Below are 21,489 nucleotides of genomic sequence, written 5' to 3' on the forward strand. Positions count from 1 at the left end.
CGCCGTTATTCCTGCCTCAACGGAGAGCTCCCCCATGACTGATACCCCCGATCGTGACGAACGCCACCTGGCGCGCATGCAGCGCAAAAAAGCCGTGATCGACGAGCGCATCGCCAATTCCCCGAACGAGTGTGGCCTGCTACTGGTGCTGACCGGCAACGGCAAGGGCAAGAGCAGTTCGGCCTTCGGCATGCTTGCCCGCGCCATGGGGCACGGCATGCAATGCGGCGTGGTGCAGTTCATCAAGGGCCGCAACAGTACGGGGGAGGAGTTGTTCTTCCGGCGCTTTCCCGAGCAGGTGCGTTTTCATGTGATGGGCGAAGGCTTTACCTGGGAAACCCAGGACCGCCAGCGCGACATCGCCGCCGCCGAAGCCGCCTGGGCGGTGTCGCAGCAACTGCTGCGCGATCCATCCATCGGTCTGGTGGTGCTCGATGAGCTGAACATCGCCCTCAAGCACGGCTACCTCGATCTCGATCAGGTGCTCAGCGACTTGCAGGCCCGACCGCCGATGCAACACGTGGTGGTCACCGGTCGTGCCGCCAAGCCGGAGATGATCGAGATGGCTGACACCGTCACCGAAATGGGCGTGATCAAGCACGCCTTTCAAGCCGGGATCAAAGCGCAGAAAGGCGTCGAATTGTGAGTCAGCCTCGGCACTGTCCGGCGGTACTGATTGCCGCGCCGGCCTCTGGCCAGGGCAAGACCACCGTCACCGCGGCACTGGCCCGATTGCATCGTAATCAGGGGCGCAAGGTCCGAGTGTTCAAGTGCGGGCCCGACTTTCTCGATCCGATGATCCTCGAGCGCGCCAGCGGTGCGCCGGTGTATCAGCTGGACATGTGGATGGTCGGCGAGCAGGAGAGTCGCCGGTTGCTGTGGGAAGCCGCCGCTGAAGCCGACTTGATCCTGATCGAAGGCGTCATGGGGTTGTTCGACGGTACGCCGTCGAGCGCCGATCTGGCGCGGCATTTCGGTGTGCCGGTGCTGGGGGTGATCGATGGCACCGCCATGGCCCAGACCTTTGGCGCATTGGCCCTGGGGCTGGCGCGTTATCAGCCGGACTTGCCGTTTGCCGGCGTGCTGGCCAATCGTGTCGGCACGCTGCGCCACGCGCAACTGCTTGAAGGCAGCCTGACTGAAGGTTTGCGCTGGTACGGCGCGCTGTCCCGGGAAACCGGGATCGAACTGCCGAGCCGGCACCTGGGGCTGGTGCAGGCCAGTGAGCTGAACGATCTCGACCTGCGCCTCGACGCGGCAGCCGATGCCCTGGCCAGCAGTTGCGAGGTCGCGCTGCCACCGGCAGTCGAATTCGCCGCCCCTGATGTCATCGCGGCCGAACCGCTGCTGGCCGGTGTACGCATTGCCGTCGCCCGCGATGAAGCCTTTGCGTTCACCTACGGCGCGAGCCTGGATCTGCTGCGGGCGATGGGCGCCGAGTTGTCATTCTTCTCGCCGATCCGCGACCGTGCGTTGCCGCAGGCGGACAGCCTGTATCTGCCAGGCGGTTACCCGGAGCTGCACCACGTTGCACTGGCGCAAAACACCGCGATGCTCGATGCGATCCGCGCCCACCACCAGGCAGGCAAACCGTTGCTCGCCGAGTGTGGCGGCATGCTGTATCTGCTCGACTCCCTGACCGATGTCGAAGGCACTCGCGCCGAACTGGTTGGCTTGCTGGCCGGTGATGCAGTCATGCAAAAGCGCCTCGCAGCGCTGGCTTTGCAAGCGGTGGAACTGCCGGAAGGCTCGCTGCGCGGGCACACCTATCACCATTCGCTGACCACCACTGAACTGGCGCCGATTGCCCGTGGCTTGAGCCCTAACGGCGGGCGCGGAGCGGAGGCGGTCTACCGTGAGGGGCGGATGACTGCCTCTTACGTACACTTTTATTTTCCGTCGAACCCCTCGGCGATTGCCGCGCTGTTTGCGCCTGACCAAAACCCTGTGGGAGCGAGCCTGCTCGCGAAGAGGCCATGAGCGACAACGCATTCTCCGAAGCCGAGCGCGCGGCGGTGTACCGCGCCATCGCCGAGCGCCGCGACATGCGCCACTTCAGCGGCGGCACCGTCGAGCCCGAATTGCTCCGTCGCCTGCTCGAAGCCGCGCATCAGGCCCCCAGTGTCGGCCTGATGCAGCCCTGGCGCTTCATCCGCATCAGCGATCGCGCCTTGCGCGGGCAAATCCAGGCCCTGGTAGAAGAAGAACGCATCCGCACCGCCGAAGCCCTTGGCGAGCGCAGCGATGAGTTCATGAAGCTCAAGGTGGAAGGCATCAACGATTGCGCCGAGGTGCTGGTCGCCGCACTGATGGATGACCGCGAGCAGCATATCTTCGGCCGCCGCACGCTGCCGGAAATGGACATGGCTTCGTTGTCCTGCGCGATCCAGAACCTGTGGCTGGCGTCCCGTGCCGAAGGGCTGGGCATGGGGTGGGTGTCGCTGTTCGAACCACAGGCACTGGCGGACCTGTTGAGATTGCCGCCGGGTGCCAAGCCGTTGGCCGTGCTGTGCCTGGGGCCGGTCAAAGAGTTCTATCCGGCGCCGATGCTGGTGCTCGAAGGCTGGGCGCAGGCGCGTCCGCTACATGAATTGCTGTATGAAAATTATTGGGGAGTGAGTCAATGAGTGTGGCGTTGTTGAGTGTCGCCGCGGTTGCGCTGGATGCGCTGCTGGGCGAACCCAAACGCTGGCATCCGCTGGTGGCGTTCGGCCGTTTTGCCGAGCGCATCGAGCAACGTTTCAACGGCGGCGGTCGCGGCTGGCGCAGCCATGGCGTCACCGCGTGGGTGATTGCCGTGTTGCCACTGACGCTGCTGGCCACGGCATTCTCCTGGGCGCCTTATGTCGGCTGGATCGTCGAGATTCTCGCGCTCTATTGCGCCCTCGGCATGCGCAGCCTCGGTGAGCACGTCACGCCTGTGGCCAAGGCCCTGCGCAGTAATGACCTGGAAGCGGCGCGCACGCGGGTGAGCTATCTGGTCAGCCGCCAGACCAGCGAACTGGATGAAACCGAAGTCGCCCGTGCCGCTACCGAGTCGGTGCTGGAAAACGGAAGCGATGCGGTGTTCGCAGCGTTGTTCTGGTTTGCCGTGGCGGGCGCGCCGGGCGTGGTGCTCTACCGCCTGAGCAATACGCTGGATGCGATGTGGGGTTATCGCAATGAGCGTTTCGAACGGTTCGGCTGGGCGGCGGCGAAGGTCGATGATGTGCTCAATTACATTCCTGCGCGCCTGGTGGCACTGACATACGCGCTGCTGGGCAAAACCCGGCTGGCATTGAAATGCTGGCGCACCCAGGCCCCGACCTGGGATAGCCCGAACGCCGGCCCGGTGATGGCGGCAGGGGCGGGTGCCCTTGGTGTCGAATTGGGTGGGGCGGCGATTTATCACGGCGAACTGCATCAGCGTCCGCAGTTGGGCGAAGGTGTGCCGGCGGATGCCGACTCGATTGACCGGGGCTGGCAATTGGTCCAGCGCGGGGTATGGTTATGGCTGCTGATTCTCTGCCTGGGGGCCGAATTTTATGCTTGAGCACGGTGGGCGACTGCGCAAGGCGGCGCTCGAATACGGCATAGATGAAGCCGACTGGCTGGACCTGTCCACCGGCCTTGCGCCCTGGCCGTTTCCGGTGCCGGATATTCCGCTGCGGGCCTGGGCCCGTTTGCCGGAGACGGACGACGGTCTGGAGCAGGCCGCCTGTGATTACTACGGCACCTTGCAGGCATTGCCGGTGGCCGGCTCGCAAATGGCGATTCAACTGCTGCCGCGATTGCGTCGGGCGGGCAAGGTCGGCGTACTGTCGCCGTGTTATGCCGAGCACGCCGAAGCGTGGCGTCGCAACGGCTACATCGTGCGTGAAGTGCTGGAGCAGGAAGTCGACTTCTTTATCGACAGTTTCGACGTGCTGGTGGTAGTCAATCCGAATAACCCCACGGGCCTGAGCCTCACCCCCAGTCGGTTGCTCGACTGGCACACGCGACTGGCGCAGCGCGGTGGCTGGCTGGTGGTGGACGAAGCGTTCATGGATAACACGCCGCAACTGAGCCTGGCGCCGTTTGCCCATCAAGTCGGATTGATCGTCTTGCGTTCTTTCGGCAAGTTTTTCGGCCTGGCCGGTGTGCGCCTGGGGTTTGTGCTGGCCGAGCGCAAGCTGCTCAAGTTGCTGGCAGAACAAGTGGGTCCGTGGGCCGTGAGCGGGGCAACCCGTGTAGTGGGCCAGGCCTGTCTGCGCGATACCGAGGGACAAACGCGGCAACGTGTGCGCACCGAAGAGGCCAGCGAGCGCCTTGCGTCGTTGCTCGAACAGCACGGCTTCGAGCCCCAGGGCGGTTGTGCGCTGTTCCAGTGGCTGATCACCGAGCGCGCCGAAGAGTTGCATGAATTCATGGCCCGGCGCGGCATTCTCCTGCGGTTGTTCACGCACAACAGCAGCCTGCGATTCGGCTTGCCCGGTGACGAAATCGCCTGGGTACGACTGGCGCTGGCGTTCGACGATTTCGCCAAGGAAAACCAATGACCACGCTGATGGTGCAGGGCACCACATCGGATGCCGGTAAGAGCACGCTGGTAACCGCGTTGTGCCGCTGGGTCACGCGTCAGGGCGTCAGGGTGGTGCCGTTCAAGCCACAGAACATGGCCCTCAACAGTGCGGTGACCGCCGACGGTGGCGAGATCGGCCGCGCCCAGGCGGTACAGGCCCAGGCCGCGCACCTCGAACCGCACACCGACATGAACCCGGTGTTGCTCAAGCCCAACAGTGACACCGGTGCCCAGGTGATCATCCATGGCCGCGCTGTCACGACCATGAATGCGGTCGCCTATCACGACTACAAAACCATCGCCATGCAAGCGGTGCTGGCCTCCCACAAGCGCTTGAGCGCGGCGTATCCGCTGGTGATGGTCGAGGGTGCGGGCTCGCCGGCGGAAATCAATCTTCGGGCCGGGGACATCGCCAACATGGGTTTCGCCGAAGCGGTGGATTGCCCGGTGCTGCTGATCGCCGATATCAATCGCGGCGGGGTTTTTGCCCATCTGGTAGGCACTCTCGAACTGTTGTCGCCGAGTGAGCAGGCGCGGGTCAAAGGCTTCATCATCAATCGTTTTCGTGGCGATATCGCGTTGCTGCAACCCGGTCTCGACTGGCTTGAAGAGCGCACCGGCAAACCGGTGATCGGCGTGCTGCCCTACGTGATGGATCTGCACCTGGAGGCCGAGGACGGCATCGATCAACGCCAGACCGATAAAGCCGAACAGGTGCTCAAGGTGGTGGTGCCGGTGCTGCCGCGCATCAGCAATCACACCGATTTCGATCCGCTGCGCCTGCATCCGCAAGTGGACCTGCAATTCATCGGCCCCGGCCAGGCGATTCCGCCTGCCGACCTGATCATCCTTCCCGGCTCGAAAAGTGTGCGCAGCGACCTCGCGTACCTGCGAGCCAACGGCTGGGACACCGCCATCGCCCGGCATCTGCGTTACGGCGGGAAACTGCTGGGGATCTGTGGCGGCCTGCAGATGCTCGGTGAGCAGGTGCATGACCCGCTGGGCCTCGAAGGTGCGCCGGGTTCCAGTGCCGGTTTGGGGCTGCTGGCGTTCCAGACCCAGCTCGAACAAGAGAAGCAGTTGCGCAATGTGCGTGGTCGCCTGGCGCTGGAAGATGCGCCGGTGGCGGGTTATGAAATTCATGCCGGCGTGACCACCGGGCCGGCCCTGGAACATGCCGCCGTGCATCTGGATGACGGCCGCTGTGATGGTGCGCAAAGTGCTGACGGGCAGATTTTCGGCACCTACCTGCACGGGCTTTTCGAATCGCCGGCGGCGTGCAGTGCTCTGCTGCGCTGGGCCGGGTTGCAGGATGTGCAGGCCGTGGATTACCACGCCTTGCGCGAGCGTGATATCGAGCGGCTGGCGGATCTGGTGGAGAAGCATCTGGATACTTCTCTGCTGCGTCAGCTCTGTGGGTTCTGAGGTGGCTGTTGCGGCCCCATCGCGAGCAAGCTCGCTCCCACAGGTTACGCAAAATGTATGTTCAGCCTGGATCAATTGTGGGAGCGAGCTTGCTCGCGATGAGGGCCGTCGCCTCCCCGAAGATTTTAAGGAATAAGCAATGCTCCAACTGATCCTCGGCGGCGCCCGTTCCGGCAAGAGTCGCCTGGCTGAAAAACTCGCCATCGACAGCGCCCTGACCGTGACCTACATCGCCACCAGCCAGCCACTGGACGGCGAAATGAGCGAGCGGGTGGCCCATCACCGCGCCCGTCGTCCTGCCGAATGGGCTTTGATCGAAGAACCGGTGGAGCTGGCCCGGGTGCTGCGTGAGTCCGCCGGTGTCGACCGCTGCCTGCTGGTGGATTGCCTGACCCTGTGGCTGACCAATCTGCTGATGCTCGACGATGCCGAGCGCTTGCACGCCGAGCGTGATGCCTTGCTGGACTGCCTGGCGTCGCTGCCGGGTGAAATCATTTTTGTCAGCAACGAGACCGGCATGGGTGTCGTGCCGCTGGGTGAATTGACTCGTCGCTATGTCGATGAAGCCGGTTGGCTGCATCAAGCTCTGGCTGAGCGTTGTCAGCGTGTCGTCCTGACCGTCGCCGGCCTGCCTCTGACTCTGAAAGGAACTGCGTTATGACTCAATCCTGGTGGTTGAACCCGTGCAAGCCGGTCGATACCCAAGCGGTCGAACAGGCCCAGGCGCGGCAACAGCAACTGACCAAGCCGGCCGGCTCCCTCGGCCAGCTGGAAGCGCTGGCGGTGCAGTTGGCGGGATTGCAGGGGCGGGTCAAGCCGAGTCTGGAGCAGGTGTGGATCGCGATTTTTGCCGGCGACCATGGCGTCGTCGTCGAGGGCGTGTCGGCGTTTCCCCAGGAAGTCACCGGGCAGATGCTGCTCAACTTCGTCAGCGGTGGCGCGGCGATCAGCGTGCTGGCGCGGCAACTGGGCGCTTCCCTTGAGGTGGTGGATCTTGGCACGGTGACGCCGTCGCTAAACCTGCCGGGCGTGCGCCATCTGAATGTCGGCCCGGGCACCGCGAATTTTGTACAGGGACCGGCCATGACCCAGGCCCAGGGGCAACTCGCCTTGCAGGCCGGTCGTGACAGCGTGCAGCGGGCAATTGCCACCGGTGCGCAGTTGTTTATCGGTGGCGAAATGGGCATCGGTAACACCACCGCTGCCAGTGCATTGGCGTGTGCGCTACTCGATTGCCCGGTGGTGCATTTGACCGGGCCTGGCACCGGGCTCAATGCCGAAGGTGTCAGCCACAAGGCCCAGGTCATCGAGCGCGCCCTGGCATTGCATGGCGCGCAGCGTGGCGATGCCTTGCAGACCCTGTTCAACCTCGGCGGCTTTGAGATCGCCGCGTTGGTCGGTGCCTATCTCGCGTGTGCCCAGGAAGGTGTCGCGGTGCTGGTGGACGGCTTCATTTGCAGTGTCGCGGCACTGGTTGCGGTGCGCTTGAATCCAGAGTGTCGTCAGTGGCTGTTGTTCGGTCATCGCGGCGCCGAGCCGGGGCATCGTCATGTGCTGGAAACCCTGGATGCGCAACCCTTGCTCGATCTCGGCCTGCGGCTTGGTGAAGGCAGTGGTGCGGCGTTGGCTGTGCCGCTGCTGCGCCTGGCTTGCGACCTGCACGGGCAAATGGCGACCTTTGCCGAAGCCGCCGTGGCAGATCGTCCGGCATGACCTTGCGCGTGGATCTGTTGCGTCACGGTGAAACCGAACTCGGCGGCGGCCTGCGCGGCAGTATCGATGATGCGTTGACCGACACGGGCTGGGCGCAGATGCGCGCCGCCGTGATCGGGCAAGGTCCGTGGGACCGGCTGGTCAGTTCGCCGTTGCAGCGTTGTGCGCTGTTTGCCGAGGAACTCGCTGCGCGACTGGGTGTGCCGGTGCAACTGGACAAAGACCTGCAAGAGTTGCATTTCGGCGCCTGGGAAGGACAGAGCGCGGCGGCGTTGATGGAAACCGACGCGCAGGCCCTGGGTTTGTTCTGGGCCGATCCCTATTCGTTCACGCCGCCTCAGGGTGAGCCGGTTGCAGACTTTTCGGCACGGGTGCTGGCAGCGCTGGAGCGTTTGCACGCGACCTGTGCCGGTGAGCGCATTCTACTGATCAGCCATGGCGGTGTGATGCGTCTGTTGCTGGCACAGGCGCGCGGGTTGCCACGGGAGCAACTGCTCAACGTTGAGGTCGGGCATGGTGCACTGTTTTCGCTGACGGTGGAGCCTGCGGGCGTGTTGAAGGAAGTGCTCTGACCATGCTGCCATTCTGGATTGCCCTGCAATTTCTCAGCAGCCTGCCGATTCGCCTGCCCGGAATGCCTGAGCCCCGGGATCTGGGGCGGTCGTTGCTGTTTTATCCGCTGGTGGGATTGCTCTTTGGCGCGATTCTGTGGGCAGTCAACTGGCTGTTGCTGGGTACACCGACCTTGCTGCACGCGGCGCTGTTGCTGAGCCTTTGGGTGCTGCTCAGCGGCGGCTTGCATCTCGATGGCCTGGCGGACAGCGCCGATGCCTGGCTCGGTGGTTTTGGCGACCGTGAGCGCACGCTGACCATCATGAAAGACCCGCGCAGCGGGCCGATCGCCGTGGTGACGCTGGTGCTGGTGTTGTTGCTTAAATTCACCGCACTGCTGGCGTTGATCGAGCAGCCGCATTCGCTGGCCTTGATCATTGTGCCGTTGATCGGTCGCAGCGCATTGCTCGGCTTGTTCCTGACTACGCCCTATGTGCGTGCCGGTGGCCTGGGCCAGGCATTGGCCGATCATCTTCCGCGTTCGGCGGGCAAGCAGGTGTTGGCGGTCAGCGCGCTGGCCTGTGTGTTGATCGCCGGCGTCAGTGGTGTGCTGGCGCTGGTGTTGGCAGTGCTGGGGTTTGTCTGGTTGCGCCAGGTGATGCTGCGGCGCCTGGGTGGCACGACAGGGGACACGGCGGGCGCGATGCTGGAGTTGCTGGAAGTTGCAGTGCTGGTAGGCTTGGCGTTGGCCTGATCGGGTTGTGTTGAATGTTCCGGCCTCTTCGCGGGCAAGCCCGCTCCCACATTGGAATGCGATCAACTGTGGGAGCGAGCTTGCTCGCGATGGCGATCTACAGGACACCGCCCAATCACTGAACAAACCCCATGCCACTTGATTTAACCGACTCGCGGGTATATACACGCACCATGCTCGATTCCCAATGTTTATGCATCAACCTGCGTCGCGCCGCCCGTGGCGTCAGCAGGCACTACGACGGCGCTCTCGACGGCTTCGGGATCAACGTTGCGCAGTATTCTTTGCTGTGCAATCTGCAGCGTCTGGATCAGCCGAGCATCTCGACCCTGGCCGAGGCCATGGGCCTGGACCGCAGCACCCTGGGGCGCAATTTGCGTGTGCTGGAGGGTGATGGCCTGGTGACGCTGGTCGAGGGCGAGGACATGCGCAACCGCATCGTCCTGCTGACCGAGGCCGGGGCAGAGCGCCTCAAGGCTGCCTTGCCGGCCTGGGAAGCCGCGCAGCAGCGTTTGATCGATCGCCTGGGTGCCGAGAAGCGCGAAACCTTATTGAAGCTGCTGGACGAACTGGCATGATGCCGGTTTTTTCGATCTTAAGCGGGTATATACCCGCTATTGGAGAATAACAATGACATCGATGTGGCGTACTTGCGGCTGGGTTCTGTTGGGGAGTGCGCTGATCCTTGCGTTGTCGCTGGGGGTTCGACATGGCTTCGGGCTGTTTCTGGCGCCGATGAGCGCCGAGTTCGGTTGGGGCCGTGAAGTCTTTGCCTTCGCCATCGCCCTGCAAAACCTGATCTGGGGCCTCGCCCAGCCATTCACCGGTGCCCTGGCCGACCGCTTCGGCGCAGCGAAAGTGGTGCTGATCGGTGGCGTCCTGTACGCGGCCGGGCTGATTTGCATGGGGCTCTCCGACTCGGCGATGACCCTGTCCCTGAGCGCCGGCCTGCTGATCGGCATCGGACTGTCGGGTACGTCGTTCTCGGTGATCCTGGGGGTGGTTGGCCGCGCGGTGCCACCGGAAAAACGCAGCATGGGCATGGGGATCGCCAGTGCGGCCGGTTCGTTCGGCCAGTTCGCGATGTTGCCCGGCACGCTCGGTTTGATCGGATGGCTTGGCTGGTCCGCGGCGCTGCTGGCGCTGGGCTTGCTGGTGGCGTTGATCGTGCCGCTGGTGGGCATGCTCAAGGACAAGCCGCTGCCCGTTCTGGGCCACGAACAGACCCTTGGCGAAGCGCTGCGCGAAGCCTGCTCCCATTCCGGCTTCTGGCTGCTGGCGTTCGGCTTTTTCGTGTGCGGATTCCAGGTGGTGTTCATCGGTGTGCACCTGCCGGCCTATCTGGTGGATCAACACCTTCCGGCGACGGTCGGCACCACGGTGCTGGCACTGATCGGCCTGTTCAACATCTTCGGCACCTATACCGCGGGATGGCTCGGCGGGCGCATGTCCAAGCCGCGTTTGCTCACCGGGTTGTACTTGCTGCGGGCGGTGGTCATTGCGTTGTTCCTGTGGGCACCGGTGACCACCACCACGGCTTATCTTTTCGGCATGGCCATGGGTTTTTTGTGGCTGTCGACGGTGCCATTGACCAACGGTACGGTGGCGACCTTGTTTGGTGTGCGAAACCTGTCCATGCTCGGCGGGATTGTTTTCCTGTTTCACCAACTCGGTTCGTTCCTGGGCGGCTGGTTGGGTGGCGTGGTGTATGACCGAACCGGGAGTTATGACTTGATCTGGCAAGTGGCGATTCTCTTGAGCCTGTTGGCCGCTGCCCTCAACTGGCCGGTGCGTGAGCGGCCGGTAGAGCGTCTGCAATCACAAATGAGTGCGATATGAACAACCTTTGGCCACGGATCGCTGTAGCCGCCGTCTGCGCCTTATTGCTGGCGTTGTCGTGGTGGGGCTGGCATCAGGGCGGGCTGGCACTGATGCAGTTGGGCATGGGTGCTTGCTAGCGAGCGGCGAGGGCGAGTAACGTCGCTTTTGACGAATTATCAAGGGTGCACCGACATGCTGATGCGCTGGATTGCAGTTCCCGCGTTGCTGGTGGCGTTTACCGGGCTGGCCTACGCGGCCGAGTGCCCGGAGCTGTTGCAAGGATCACTGCAAAAGCTGCGCGCCAAGGAATCCATCGATTTGTGCCAGCGCTTCGCCGGTAAACCGTTGGTGGTGGTCAATACCGCAAGCTTCTGTGGCTTTGCTCCGCAGTTCAAAGGCCTTGAGGCGCTGAATCAGCGTTACAAAGAACAGGGGCTGGAAGTGCTGGGCGTTCCGTCCAATGACTTCAAGCAGGAGTCAAAGGATGGTGCCGAGACTGCCAAGGTCTGCTACGTCAACTATGGTGTGACCTTCACCATGACCGAGCCGCAAAGGGTTCGCGGCGACGATGCGACGCACTTGTTCAAGGTCCTCGCCAGTCAAAGCAGCGCGCCGAAGTGGAATTTCTACAAGTATGTGGTGGATCGCCAAGGCAAGGTGGTCGCCAATTTCTCCAGCCTGACCAAGCCGGACGATCCCGAGTTCATTGCGGCGGTGGAAAAGGCGCTGGCTTCGCCACCACTTGTTTCGACCCCCTGACCTGTAGGAGCGAGCTTGCTCGCGATAACCTCAAGGCGTCTCGTAAATCCTGAAAGTACGCGTCATCGTTCGCGTCCATCGCGAGCAGGCTCGCTCCCACAAAAAAAAGCCCCGCCTCCGTGAGGAGAGCGGGGCTTTTTTGATTCCGATGGCGAGCGGTTCAGGCTCGCCGGGAATCATCAGAAGCGGTAGGTCGCGCCGAGACCGAAACCGTTCGCGTAGTTTTCATACTTGGCGTTGTAGCTCTGGCCACGGTCGTTGCTGTTGTTGACCTTGACCGAGTCTTCGTGCAGGTACGAATACGCCAGGTCGATGGTCAGGTCGTCGGTCGGGCTCCAGCCGGCGCCCACGCTGAAAATCTTGCGATCGCCAGTCGGGATGCGTGGGGAGCGGTCGACGTTGTTGGTCGGTGCCTGGTCAACGGACAGACCGGTACGCAGTACCCATTGCTTGTTCAACTGGTAGGACGCGCCGATGGCGTGAGCCCAGGTGTCGTGCCAGTTCTGTTCTTCGGTGATGGTGCCGAACTGGCCGTTCAGAACAGCCGGAACACCTGTGTTTTCAACGGTGATGTCTTTCAGGCGGCTCCAGCGGGTCCAGGTGCTGCCTGCGTACAGAGTCCACTTGTCGTCGAGCTGGTGAGTGACCGAGAAGTCCACCGATTCAGGGGTGGTCAGGTCCAGCGAGGCATCGTACTTCTGGTTCGGGTTCTGGCCGATCAGGCCCAGCACGTTGTAGTTGACCTTGGTGTTGCCCTCGAGCTTGTACTTCACTTTCGAGTGGTAGGTCAGGCCGACACGAGTGCTGTCGGTGGCTTGAACCAGCACGCCGATGTTGTAGCCCAGCGCGGTGTCGTCACCGGTGATCTTGACCTTGCCATCTGGCGCGGCCTGGGTGATCGACAGGTTCGATTCCAGGCTGCCGTCAATGCGGTTGATGGTCGGGCCAAAACCGATGGAAACCTTGTCGTTGAAGGCGTAGCTGACAGTCGGTTGCAGGGTGACGATCTTGACTTCGCTCTTGCTGCCGAAGTAGCGACCGGCAAAGCCGTTTTCATAATCGGTTACCAGACCGAATGGCGCGTACACGCCCACACCGACGGCCCACTTGTCGTCGATTGGCTTGACGTAGTAACCCATGGGTACGGCGATGAGCGGAACCATGTCGCCGTCGTTGCTGCCGCCGTTCGGGCTGGAGCTGGCGTGGCTGATGTCAGTGTGTGCGTCGATCATCGCAACACCGCCGGTGACTTGTTCGCGCTTGAGGCGCGACATGCCGGCAGGGTTGCCAAAAAGGGTGCTTGCGTCATCGGCAGAGGAAGATCGCCCGGCAAAACCTGTACCCATCCCGCTGATGCTTTGTTCGTTGACGGCAAAGCCACTTGCAAAAATCTGGGTGGATGCCATGGCAACGGCGAGACTGATGGTGGTTTTGAGCATTACTTTTTTCATTATTAGAACTCCTGGTGATCACCGGGGCGAAAATTACCAACATTTTCGTTCCGGCGCCATAGGCTGTATGCCTTGATTTAGAGCGGTTTTGTAGGACAATCAGACCAAAATCGCGGCGTGTTGCGCGATCTTTGGATCCAAGGGTGTCAGCAGGCTACCTGATTCAACGGTGAAACACAGGTTTGCCAGGCGCAGGTGAAATCACGCAGACGTCCCTGGGGCTGAAATGTCTGGCGCCAGATTCTGGCCATACCCAGCAAATCATCAGGGGCGGGGAGGGGGGTGTTCTGTTCTTCCACCAGCAGCCAGGCGATGGCTGTGGCGTAACGCAGGTTGACGGTCAACTCGAGGTGCGGGCCACTCAGGAACGCATGCTGGCTGGCCAGGCCGCGGACCAGGCTCGCACGCTCCGGATCAAGGGCCAGGTAATGGTCCCAAAGGGCCTGGTGACGGGGCTCGGCGATGCGGTACAGGCCGTGCCCACGGCGGTCATGCAGGGCGGAACCAAGGGCGGACTGGCTGGCGGCAATGCCCAGCAGCAGGGATTCGGCCGTAGCGCTATGTTGTCCGAGATAGATCAATGTCGGACGAATCACATAACGGCACAGTTCGCTGGCAGCGATACCCATAAAACCCTCGAAACCTGAAATGGACGGCGACACCTGAAGGGGGGCTTGGCAGCTGTGAATCGACTCAGGCTCGCCGCAAGCGGGTCAAGCCGCTTGAGTTGAAGTGTAGTGTCATATTCGCGCTGTAAAGGCCTGTTTTTAAAATATTTCCAGCGATCAGTTATAACCGTTATATCGGATCGTGCTTAGTCCTGATTCGAGGAAAGGGAAATATCGGGCAATAAAAAGCCCCGCTTTTCGGGCAGGGCTTTTGGGTTTTTCAGCCTTTCTGGCGTTTCAGGCAACCAGTGCCTGACGGGTACGCTCGATCACGGCCTGCAGCGGCTCGGCGCTGGAGTATTGATCGGGGTACAGGCGTTCGCTGTGACGAGCGATGCCGTGTTCGTTGACCAGGGTGAAGCTGAAGCAGCCTTTGCGAGCGGCCATGATCAGGCAGTTCATTGGTGCAAAAGCGTTGGTTAGGGTGCGAATGGCATCCTGAGTCTGGATTTGAGTAGACATTATTGGGTGTTCCTACAAATGACACGGATAAGAACCGTGCAACGTTAAAACGTTCCAGTAACGTCGATCACCATTGATCGAACGAAGAACCCGACTGGAACAAAGCAGCCAGTTTGAAGCGCTGATAAGTTGGCGCGCTTGGGCTGGCAGGTAGGTACTTAGGAGGGCAGGCAACACATCGAGGGCAAAGGTTCTGGGCCCGGGGTGAAGATCCTGATCAATTTGCAGGTTGGTTCGAGCAGAGTAGGCAGGCGGAGCAACATCCTTTGCTTTCGATTCAAAGGTTGTGTTGGCGCAAGATTTACCTGGAAACCATCGAGGTGGTCGATCCCGCTTGTTCGGTGGAGGCTTCCGTCGGGAAGGCTGACCGGGGGGATTTGTTCGACCAGAATTGACTTTCAGCTTGGTACTAACGCCGCGGATACTAGCGGATTGAACTGGCCAATGGAAGTGTGGTAGCGAAAAAAGTTTCCTGGCCGGTGCCTGCTCGGGTTGTTTTGTCTTGTGGAGGCGCGCATAAAGCTGCAAGGCGTGGGATTCATGCGCCCTGTTTCGGGACAAAATCCGACCATCGGTCATCGACGTTGGTAGCAGCGCAGCCGTCTGGACACCGGGTTTGCCAGGGCTTATCCCCAGGCATGACAAAAAAATGCGCCGAAAAAGTGCATGGATATAACCATCGCAAAGGCACTTGTGCACATTAGTTGCGCGGTCTGTCACCCCGCTGTCATCTCACGTTCAAGCGTAATGGCTGCCTGTAACCAAAATTTAAGTCAATGAAAAACATCGCTTTTTTTTACTGGTGAAAAAATCGTCAGTTTGACTGCGAGCCCCATTCCACAGGGCTTTGAGCGAGTTCAAGGGCGGTTGTCCACTGAGTTATCCACAGCTTCTGTGGATTGTCCCGAGCGCTTGCTCTAGGACGGGCGTGCCGGGATATTTTCAGCTTTACCTGTAAGAAAAAGAGAGTAAAGTTGCGCGCCTTCTGATCTGCCCCACAGTGCTTTATGAAGTTTCGCTCAGCCCCTGTTTCCTCTTCCTCCACACCGCCCTCTGTTGCCCCTACCAAGCGCTTTTCCATGCGCGTGGCGGAGTGGCTGTTGGACAGCCCGCATCTGGGCGAAAACCGTAACGTCAAACACATCGCCGGACGTTTGCTCAAGCAACCGGCCCGTGAAGGCGTGGTGGCTGCGCAAAGTCGCCTTGGTCAGTTGATGTGCCGCGAATGCGGGAATGCCCGGGACCGCCGGATCGGTCAGGACCTGCTGCGTCAGGCCGCTCGGGCAGGCGATCACCGCGCTCAACAGGAACTGGGGCTGATCGAAGACTGAGCTGTCCAAGACCGGACGCCTTGGTTAACCTTCAGGCTTTATCCGAATGGCAGGAGTGGCTATGGCAATGGACTTGACCAGCGTATTGCTGGGGCTGGCAGCGGCTGCGTTGCCGTTGCTGGTATTGGCCTGGCAACTTCAGCGTCGGGCCAGCACCACGCAAGCCGATGTCGCGCTGCTGCAAGAACGCTTGGCCATGGCGCAACTGGCGCAGGACGGATTGAATGCACAACTCGAATCCAGCCGCGATGAAGCGGCTGATCTGACCCAGGCCAACGCCGCCAAACAGGCCGATCTGGCTGCGCTGCGTCGTGAAGTCGAACTGCTGCAGATCGAGCGCGACGACGCCCGGGACGCCGCCCATGCGTGGAATATCGAACGCGCCGGCAAAGAAGCCGAATTGCGCCGTCTGGATGCCCAGGCCGCGTCGCTCAATGCCGAATTGCGCGAGCAACAGGACAGCCATCAGCAACGCCTCAACGACCTGCAAGGTTCGCGAGACGAGTTGCGCGCGCAGTTTGCCGAGCTGGCGGGGAAAATTTTCGATGAGCGCGAGCAGCGTTTTGCCGAAACCAGCCAGCAGCGCCTGGGGCAGTTGCTCGATCCACTCAAGGAACGCATCCAGTCCTTCGAAAAACGTGTCGAGGAAAGCTATCAGAACGAGGCCCGTGAGCGTTTCTCCCTGGCCAAGGAGCTGGAGCGCTTGCAACAGCTGAATTTGCGCTTGAGCGATGAAGCCACCAACCTGACCCGCGCCTTGAAAGGGCAGAAGACCCAGGGCAATTGGGGCGAGCTGATTCTTGAGCGCGTGCTCGAGCATGCGGGGCTGGAGAAGGGCCGCGAGTACCAGACTCAGGTCAATCTCAAGGGGCCGGACGGCGAGCGCTTCCAGCCGGACGTGATCATTTATCTGCCGGGCGACAAGCAGGTGGTGGTCGACTCCAAGGTCAGCCTGACGGCCTATCAGCAATACGTCGCGGCTGAAGACGAGGCCATCGGCCAGATCGCCATCAAGCAGCACGTCCTGTCGTTGCGCAATCACGTCAAAGGCCTGGCCGGCAAGGATTACAAGCGCCTCGATGGCTTGCACAGCCTGGATTTCGTGTTGCTCTTCGTGCCGATCGAGGCGGCGTTTTCTGCCGCGTTGCAGGCTGAGCCGACGCTGTTTCAGGAGGCATTCGACCGCAATATCGTGATCGTCAGCCCCACCACGTTGCTGGCGACCCTGCGCGTCATCGACAGCCTTTGGAAGCAGGAGCGCCAGAGCCAGAATGCCCGGGAAATCGCCGAGCGGGCCGGGTGGCTGTACGACAAGTTCGTGCTGTTCATCCAGGATCTGGACGAGGTCGGCAATCGCTTGCAGCAACTGGACAAGGCCTACAGTTCGGCACGCAACAAGCTGACAGAGGGACGTGGCAACCTGGTCAGTCGCAGTGAACAACTCAAGCTGCTGGGCGCGCGGGCAAGCAAGAGTCTGCCGGCGGACTTGCTGGAGCGGGCGATGACCGATGTGGATGGATTGGTCGAGTTACCGGAGTAGCTGAAAAGCATCGCTAGCAGGCTCGCTCCCACAGTTGACCGCGTACCCCTGTGGGAGCGAGCTTGCTCGCGATGGCGGCAGTCGCGCCACCGCACCGGTCAATTCTTGCGCGTTACAATGGCAGATACCGGCTCAACAACGCCCGCAACGCCGCCGGTTTCACCGGTTTGGCCAAGTAATCCAGCCCCGCGGCATGCACCAGGTCGACCGTCTCCGGCCGGCCATCGGCGCTGATCACCACGCCAGGGACCGGCTCGCCCATTTGCGTGCGCAACCAGGCCATCAAATCGGTTCCGGTCTCGCCATGATCGAGGTGGTAGTCCACCAGCGCCAATTGCGGGCGCATGCCTTCGCCCAGCAACGCGGCGCATTCCTCGCGATTGCGCGCGGTCCAGACCTGGCAACCCCAGCGGCTGAGCAGGCTGTTCATGCCGATCAGGATGCTGTCTTCATTGTCGATACACAGCACCTGCGCGCCATTGAGCAATTTGCCATTGAGCTCGGCGACCTTGACCGGCGCGGCGGTTTGCGCCCGGGCCAGCGGCACACTGACGCTGAACACGCTACCGCGTCCCGGCCAGGAGCGTACGCGCAAGGTATGACCGAGCACGCGACATAGCCCGTCGGCAATCGCCAGCCCCAGGCCGAGGCCTTTTTCGGCTCGGGTCTGGTGGCTGTCGAGGCGCTTGAACTCTTCGAAAATCACCTGCAATTTATCTTCCGGAATACCTGGCCCGCGGTCCCAGACTTCCAGGCACAGTTGCTCCTTGTGCCGGCGAACCCCCAGTAGTACCGGCCCTTTGCCGTAGCGGAAAGCGTTGGTCAGGAAGTTCTGCAAAATCCGTCGCAGCAATTTGATGTCGCTGTCGACCCGTAACGTGCTTGCGCGAACCCGGAACTCCAGTTTTTGCTCTCGCGCCAGCACCTTGAACTCTGTACCGAGGGTATCGAACAGTTCGTTGAGGGCGAATGGCTGGCGATTCGGATTGATCTTGCCGTTTTCCAGGCGGGAAATGTCCAGCAAGTCGCTGATCAAGTCCTCGGCCGAGCGCAGCGAACTGTCCAGGTGTCCGACCAGTTTCTGCGCTTCGCCGGACAAACCATCTTCCTGATGGGAGAGGGCGGCGGAGAACAGCCGCGCCGCATTCAACGGTTGCATCAAGTCATGGCTGACGGCCGCGAGGAAACGGGTCTTGGACTGGTTGGCCGCCTCGGCGGTGCCTTTGGCTTCGGTCAGGGCAACGTTGAGCTGCGACAATTCGTGGGTCCGTTCGGTGACCCGTTGCTCCAGGCCTTCGTTGGCTTCGGTCAGCGCCTGTTCGGCTTCGCGGAACGCGGTGATGTCGGTGAAACTCATGACGAAGCCGCCGCCGGGCATCGGGTTGCCGATCAGTTCGATCACCCGACCATTGGGGAACATCCGCTCGGAAGTATGCGCGCGGCCCTGACGCATCCAGTGCAGGCGGCGGGCAACGTGCACTTCGGCTTCGCCGGGGCCGCACAATCCGCGCTCGGCGTTGTAGCGAATGATGTCGGCAATGGGGCGGCCGATACTGATCAAGCCGTCCGGGTAATTGAACAGTTCAAGATAGCGACGGTTCCAGGCCACCAGTTTCAACGACTGGTCGACCACGCTGATGCCCTGGGTGATGTTCTCGATGGCGCCTTGCAGCAAGGCGCGGTTGAATTGCAGCACCTCCGAGGCTTCGTCGGCGATGCGCACGACGTCCTCCAGTTGCATCTCGCGGCCTTCAATGGCGGCTTTTACCACCGCACGGGTCGAAGAGGCACCAAGCACACCGGCCAGCAGGCGTTCGGTGTGGGAGATCCATTCACTGTCGGCGTTCTGGTTCGGGTTGAAGCCCTTGCCCTGGCGATAGGCAAAACGGATGAAGCTTTGACGGGCGCGTTCTTCGCCGACGAAGCGCGCCGCCAGTTGCAGCAGGTCATTGATCTGCACTGCCAGCATCGAGCGTGCGCTGGGGCGGGCGCTGATTTCCTGGCCGATGAAGCGACCTGCCTGCCAGTGCTCGGAAACCCGGGTGCGGGACAGCACCGAGACCCAGGCGAACAATGTGAAGTTGCCTGCCAGCGACAGCACCACGCCCTGGGTCAGCGGGGTGATCGGCAGGTTCAGTGGATTGCTGTGCAACCAGGCCAGCCCCGGGAACGTGTTCAAGGACAGGCCGAGGCTGAGGGCGGCAATCGGCAGGATCAAGGTGTAGAACCACAGGAAGGTGCCTGCGGCGAGGCCAGCGAAAACGCCGCGGCGGTTGGCCTGTTTCCAGTACAGGGCACCGAGCATGGCGGGGGCCAGCTGGGTCACGGCAGCGAAGGCGATCTGGCCGATTGTCGCCAGGCTGGCGGTCGAGCCCAGCAGGCGATAACTGACATAGGCCAGCAGCAGAATGACCACGATGCTGACGCGTCGCACCGACAGCATCCACTGGCGGAACACTTCGAACGGGCGCTCGGCGTTGTTGCGACGCAGCAGCCAAGGCAGCAGCATGTCGTTGGACACCATGGTCGACAGCGCCACGCTGGCTACGATCACCATGCCGGTGGCGGCCGATGCGCCACCGATAAACGCCAGCAGGGCCAACGCCGGATGCGCCTGGGCCAGGGGCAGGCTGATGACGAACGAGTCGGGCAACACCGAACTGGGCAGCATCATCTGACCGGCCAGGGCGATCGGCACGACAAACAAGGCGGCGAGGGCAAGGTAGGCCGGGAATACCCACTTGGCCAGGCGCAGATCCTGGGGATCGATGTTCTCGACAACGGTCACGTGGAACTGCCGTGGCAGGCAAATGATCGCCATCATCGCCACACCGGTCTGCACCACCATCGACGGCCAGTTGATGGTTTCCTTCCAGTACTGTTCAAGGCGCGGCGCAAGCATGGCCTGGTCGAACAGGTCGTCGAAACCGTCGTACAGGCCATAGGTCACGAAGGCGCCGACGGCGAGAAACGCGAACAGCTTCACCAATGATTCGAAGGCGATGGCCAGCACCATGCCGCGGTGGTGCTCCGTGGCGTCGAGGTTGCGGGTACCGAAGACGATGGTGAACAGCGCCAGCACCAGCGACACAATCAGAGCGGTGTCCTGGGCACGGGTGCCCATGGCGTCGGCACCGGCGCCGATAAGCAGGTTCACGCCGAGCACGATGCCTTTGAGCTGTAGCGCAATGTAGGGCAACACACCGACCAGGCAAATCAGCGCCACCACCACCGCCAGCGACTGGGATTTGCCATAGCGTGCGGCGATGAAGTCGGCGATCGATGTGATGTTCTCCTGTTTGCTGATCATCACCATTTTTTGCAGGACCCACGGCGCGCCGACCAGCAACAGGATCGGCCCGAGGTAGATCGGCAGGAACGACCAGAGCTGTTCGGCGGCCTGGCCCACGGCGCCGAAAAAGGTCCAGCTGGTGCAGTAGACCGCCAGCGACAGGCTGTACACCCACGCCCGCACACGCGGCGGCAAGGGCGCGCTGCGACGGTCGCCATAGAAGGCGATGGCGAACAGGATGGCCATATAGGCCAGGGCGACGACGGCAATCAGCCCGGTGGACAGCGACATGGGGACTCCAGACAAAAGACATCCGGACCTCCCGCCCGGACAGACAGTCTCGCACGACCGCCAGCGTTAGTCAGTGTCGACCAAGGTCGTGGCGTGGCGGGGTGTCGCAGGGGGATTTGCAGTGTCTGGACTGGCCCCTTCGCGAGCAAGCTCGCTCCCACATTTGCCCTGTGTTCGCCCCCCCCCCCCCTGTGGGAGCGAGCTTGCTCGCGATAGGGGACTTACTGGCTGAACGCGATCTCGATCAAGCGATGCAGTTCTTCAAGCTCCAATGGCGCCTCGGCAAACAGGATGCGAAACACCGTCGGCGCGGCGATCAGATTGATCAACCGATCGACACTGGGCCTGGGCTCATCCGGATAGCGATCCAGAATCGTCTGCAATTGCCCGCCGATGATTGTCGCGCAATAACTCGGCTTCAGTGCCGCCTGCACGTCGCACAGCATGTTGCGGCCGGGCTCGGAACTCATTTCGTCCAGGTACTGCTCCGCCCAGGCCCGCACGTCGCCGTGAAGGCTGCCGGTGTTGGCCGGTTCGTTGTCGGGCTGCATGCGGGCGAGGGCGACGTCTGCCAGCAGCGCCGACACATCGCCCCAGCGTCGATAGATGGTGGACGGTGTGACGCCCGCGCGCGCTGCAATTTGCGGCACCGTCACGCTGGCGCGGTCCTGCTCCTCAAGGAGTTGACGCACGGCCGAATGAATCGACTCTTGCACCCGGGCGCTGCGGCCGCCGGGGCGTAATGTGGGAACTGTCATCCTGTGTTTCCTGTATTGCACCGGGTCTTGCGGCTGGCACCCGGTCCTGAAAGCCATGCATCGGACCTTAACACAAAGAATTTGCTTTAAGAGGGATCCAGTAGCACACTCCGCAAAAGCAAAAAATTAGCT

Annotated in this window: 21 protein-coding genes; 16 read left to right on the forward strand and 5 right to left on the reverse strand. The window is 61.9% G+C overall.

Annotated elements, in window-relative coordinates:
• Positions 1-34: 34 nt before the first annotated feature.
• The 14 genes from cobO to KW840_RS20215 all read left to right on the forward strand — a co-directional run bounded on the left by cobO (position 35) and on the right by KW840_RS20215 (position 11,564).
• Positions 35-646 carry a cob(I)yrinic acid a,c-diamide adenosyltransferase gene (gene cobO / locus KW840_RS20155; protein ID WP_057715808.1) on the forward strand — a complete coding sequence of 204 codons (612 nt, stop codon included), beginning with the start codon at positions 35-37 and terminating at the stop codon, positions 644-646.
• Positions 643-1,980 (forward strand): cobyrinate a,c-diamide synthase, encoded by a 1,338-nt coding sequence (locus tag KW840_RS20160; RefSeq protein WP_057715807.1) that lies wholly within the window; start codon positions 643-645, stop codon positions 1,978-1,980. Before cobO ends, KW840_RS20160 begins: the two co-directional genes overlap by 4 nt.
• Positions 1,977-2,627, forward strand: a complete 651-nt coding sequence (gene bluB / locus KW840_RS20165) for a 5,6-dimethylbenzimidazole synthase (RefSeq protein ID WP_090453914.1) — start codon at positions 1,977-1,979, stop codon at positions 2,625-2,627. Before KW840_RS20160 ends, bluB begins: the two co-directional genes overlap by 4 nt.
• Positions 2,624-3,532 (forward strand): adenosylcobinamide-phosphate synthase CbiB, encoded by a 909-nt coding sequence (cbiB, locus tag KW840_RS20170; protein ID WP_090453916.1) that lies wholly within the window; start codon positions 2,624-2,626, stop codon positions 3,530-3,532. Before bluB ends, cbiB begins: the two co-directional genes overlap by 4 nt.
• Positions 3,525-4,517, forward strand: coding sequence for a threonine-phosphate decarboxylase CobD (gene cobD / locus KW840_RS20175; protein ID WP_057715804.1), 993 nt, complete (start codon positions 3,525-3,527; stop codon positions 4,515-4,517). The genes cbiB and cobD overlap by 8 nt, the downstream gene beginning before the upstream one ends.
• A complete protein-coding gene (locus tag KW840_RS20180; protein ID WP_218497171.1) occupies positions 4,514-5,965 on the forward strand; it encodes a cobyric acid synthase in 1,452 nt (483 codons plus the stop codon). The genes cobD and KW840_RS20180 overlap by 4 nt, the downstream gene beginning before the upstream one ends.
• Before the next feature lie 139 nt (positions 5,966-6,104).
• On the forward strand, positions 6,105-6,626 hold the full coding sequence (gene cobU, locus KW840_RS20185; RefSeq protein ID WP_218497173.1) for a bifunctional adenosylcobinamide kinase/adenosylcobinamide-phosphate guanylyltransferase: 522 nt from the start codon (positions 6,105-6,107) through the stop codon (positions 6,624-6,626).
• Complete coding sequence (cobT, locus tag KW840_RS20190; protein WP_218497176.1) at positions 6,623-7,678, forward strand: nicotinate-nucleotide--dimethylbenzimidazole phosphoribosyltransferase; 1,056 nt, start codon at positions 6,623-6,625, stop codon at positions 7,676-7,678. Before cobU ends, cobT begins: the two co-directional genes overlap by 4 nt.
• On the forward strand, positions 7,675-8,250 hold the full coding sequence (gene cobC / locus KW840_RS20195; RefSeq protein WP_218497178.1) for an alpha-ribazole phosphatase family protein: 576 nt from the start codon (positions 7,675-7,677) through the stop codon (positions 8,248-8,250). The genes cobT and cobC overlap by 4 nt, the downstream gene beginning before the upstream one ends.
• A gap of 2 nt (positions 8,251-8,252) precedes the next feature.
• Entirely contained in the window at positions 8,253-8,984 is a 732-nt protein-coding gene (locus KW840_RS20200) for an adenosylcobinamide-GDP ribazoletransferase (RefSeq protein ID WP_218497179.1), read from the forward strand.
• Positions 8,985-9,157: 173 nt separating this feature from the next.
• The gene (locus KW840_RS20205) at positions 9,158-9,562 is read left to right on the forward strand and encodes a MarR family winged helix-turn-helix transcriptional regulator (protein WP_046037619.1); all 405 of its coding nucleotides are present in this window, start codon (positions 9,158-9,160) and stop codon (positions 9,560-9,562) included.
• A gap of 52 nt (positions 9,563-9,614) precedes the next feature.
• Positions 9,615-10,823: an MFS transporter gene (locus KW840_RS20210; protein WP_057715797.1), complete on the forward strand. Its 1,209-nt coding sequence runs from the start codon at positions 9,615-9,617 to the stop codon at positions 10,821-10,823.
• The gene (locus KW840_RS28620; protein ID WP_008051054.1) at positions 10,820-10,942 is read left to right on the forward strand and encodes a hypothetical protein; all 123 of its coding nucleotides are present in this window, start codon (positions 10,820-10,822) and stop codon (positions 10,940-10,942) included. Before KW840_RS20210 ends, KW840_RS28620 begins: the two co-directional genes overlap by 4 nt.
• 55 nt (positions 10,943-10,997) lie before the next feature.
• Complete coding sequence (locus tag KW840_RS20215) at positions 10,998-11,564, forward strand: glutathione peroxidase (RefSeq protein ID WP_218497182.1); 567 nt, start codon at positions 10,998-11,000, stop codon at positions 11,562-11,564.
• Positions 11,565-11,743: 179 nt separating this feature from the next.
• On the opposite strand, the gene KW840_RS20220 is transcribed toward KW840_RS20215, so the two are convergent.
• From KW840_RS20220 to KW840_RS20230, 3 genes are all read right to left on the reverse strand, one after another.
• Positions 11,744-13,015 carry an OmpP1/FadL family transporter gene (locus KW840_RS20220; protein ID WP_218497192.1) on the reverse strand — a complete coding sequence of 424 codons (1,272 nt, stop codon included), beginning with the start codon at positions 13,013-13,015 and terminating at the stop codon, positions 11,744-11,746.
• Between the two features lie 146 nt (positions 13,016-13,161).
• Entirely contained in the window at positions 13,162-13,644 is a 483-nt protein-coding gene (locus KW840_RS20225; RefSeq protein ID WP_057715794.1) for a hypothetical protein, read from the reverse strand.
• A gap of 276 nt (positions 13,645-13,920) precedes the next feature.
• Complete coding sequence (locus tag KW840_RS20230) at positions 13,921-14,145, reverse strand: hypothetical protein (protein ID WP_008051046.1); 225 nt, start codon at positions 14,143-14,145, stop codon at positions 13,921-13,923.
• A 1,007-nt stretch (positions 14,146-15,152) separates the two neighbouring features.
• Between KW840_RS20230 and KW840_RS20235 the strand changes: the two genes are divergently transcribed.
• The gene (locus KW840_RS20235; RefSeq protein WP_079246787.1) at positions 15,153-15,476 is read left to right on the forward strand and encodes a hypothetical protein; all 324 of its coding nucleotides are present in this window, start codon (positions 15,153-15,155) and stop codon (positions 15,474-15,476) included.
• A gap of 175 nt (positions 15,477-15,651) precedes the next feature.
• A complete protein-coding gene (rmuC, locus tag KW840_RS20240) occupies positions 15,652-17,016 on the forward strand; it encodes a DNA recombination protein RmuC (RefSeq protein WP_162252406.1) in 1,365 nt (454 codons plus the stop codon).
• Between the two features lie 112 nt (positions 17,017-17,128).
• Here the strand turns inward: rmuC and KW840_RS20245 are convergent, their stop codons facing one another.
• Both KW840_RS20245 and KW840_RS20250 read right to left on the reverse strand, forming a co-directional pair.
• Complete coding sequence (locus KW840_RS20245) at positions 17,129-20,599, reverse strand: PAS domain-containing hybrid sensor histidine kinase/response regulator (RefSeq protein ID WP_218497195.1); 3,471 nt, start codon at positions 20,597-20,599, stop codon at positions 17,129-17,131.
• Between the two features lie 221 nt (positions 20,600-20,820).
• On the reverse strand, positions 20,821-21,357 hold the full coding sequence (locus tag KW840_RS20250; RefSeq protein WP_218497198.1) for a TetR/AcrR family transcriptional regulator: 537 nt from the start codon (positions 21,355-21,357) through the stop codon (positions 20,821-20,823).
• Positions 21,358-21,489: the final 132 nt, after the last annotated feature.

Source organism: Pseudomonas sp. PDM30 (genome assembly GCF_019218985.1).
Classification (GTDB): Bacteria; Pseudomonadota; Gammaproteobacteria; order Pseudomonadales; family Pseudomonadaceae; genus Aquipseudomonas; species Aquipseudomonas jessenii.

What these genes read in the sequence shown, in the direction of transcription:
- cobO (WP_057715808.1), top strand. Translation starts at nt 35, where the DNA reads ATGACTGATACCCCCGATCGTGACGAACGCCACCTGGCGCGCATGCAG.
- bluB (WP_090453914.1), top strand. Translation starts at nt 1,977, where the DNA reads ATGAGCGACAACGCATTCTCCGAAGCCGAGCGCGCGGCGGTGTACCGC.
- cbiB (WP_090453916.1), top strand. Translation starts at nt 2,624, where the DNA reads ATGAGTGTGGCGTTGTTGAGTGTCGCCGCGGTTGCGCTGGATGCGCTG.
- cobD (WP_057715804.1), top strand. Translation starts at nt 3,525, where the DNA reads ATGCTTGAGCACGGTGGGCGACTGCGCAAGGCGGCGCTCGAATACGGC.
- KW840_RS20180 (WP_218497171.1), top strand. Translation starts at nt 4,514, where the DNA reads ATGACCACGCTGATGGTGCAGGGCACCACATCGGATGCCGGTAAGAGC.
- cobU (WP_218497173.1), top strand. Translation starts at nt 6,105, where the DNA reads ATGCTCCAACTGATCCTCGGCGGCGCCCGTTCCGGCAAGAGTCGCCTG.
- cobT (WP_218497176.1), top strand. Translation starts at nt 6,623, where the DNA reads ATGACTCAATCCTGGTGGTTGAACCCGTGCAAGCCGGTCGATACCCAA.
- cobC (WP_218497178.1), top strand. Translation starts at nt 7,675, where the DNA reads ATGACCTTGCGCGTGGATCTGTTGCGTCACGGTGAAACCGAACTCGGC.
- KW840_RS20200 (WP_218497179.1), top strand. Translation starts at nt 8,253, where the DNA reads ATGCTGCCATTCTGGATTGCCCTGCAATTTCTCAGCAGCCTGCCGATT.
- KW840_RS20205 (WP_046037619.1), top strand. Translation starts at nt 9,158, where the DNA reads ATGCTCGATTCCCAATGTTTATGCATCAACCTGCGTCGCGCCGCCCGT.
- KW840_RS20210 (WP_057715797.1), top strand. Translation starts at nt 9,615, where the DNA reads ATGACATCGATGTGGCGTACTTGCGGCTGGGTTCTGTTGGGGAGTGCG.
- KW840_RS28620 (WP_008051054.1), top strand. Translation starts at nt 10,820, where the DNA reads ATGAACAACCTTTGGCCACGGATCGCTGTAGCCGCCGTCTGCGCCTTA.
- KW840_RS20215 (WP_218497182.1), top strand. Translation starts at nt 10,998, where the DNA reads ATGCTGATGCGCTGGATTGCAGTTCCCGCGTTGCTGGTGGCGTTTACC.
- KW840_RS20220 (WP_218497192.1), bottom strand. Translation starts at nt 13,015, where the DNA reads ATGAAAAAAGTAATGCTCAAAACCACCATCAGTCTCGCCGTTGCCATG.
- KW840_RS20225 (WP_057715794.1), bottom strand. Translation starts at nt 13,644, where the DNA reads ATGGGTATCGCTGCCAGCGAACTGTGCCGTTATGTGATTCGTCCGACA.
- KW840_RS20230 (WP_008051046.1), bottom strand. Translation starts at nt 14,145, where the DNA reads ATGTCTACTCAAATCCAGACTCAGGATGCCATTCGCACCCTAACCAAC.
- KW840_RS20235 (WP_079246787.1), top strand. Translation starts at nt 15,153, where the DNA reads ATGAAGTTTCGCTCAGCCCCTGTTTCCTCTTCCTCCACACCGCCCTCT.
- KW840_RS20245 (WP_218497195.1), bottom strand. Translation starts at nt 20,599, where the DNA reads ATGTCGCTGTCCACCGGGCTGATTGCCGTCGTCGCCCTGGCCTATATG.
- KW840_RS20250 (WP_218497198.1), bottom strand. Translation starts at nt 21,357, where the DNA reads ATGACAGTTCCCACATTACGCCCCGGCGGCCGCAGCGCCCGGGTGCAA.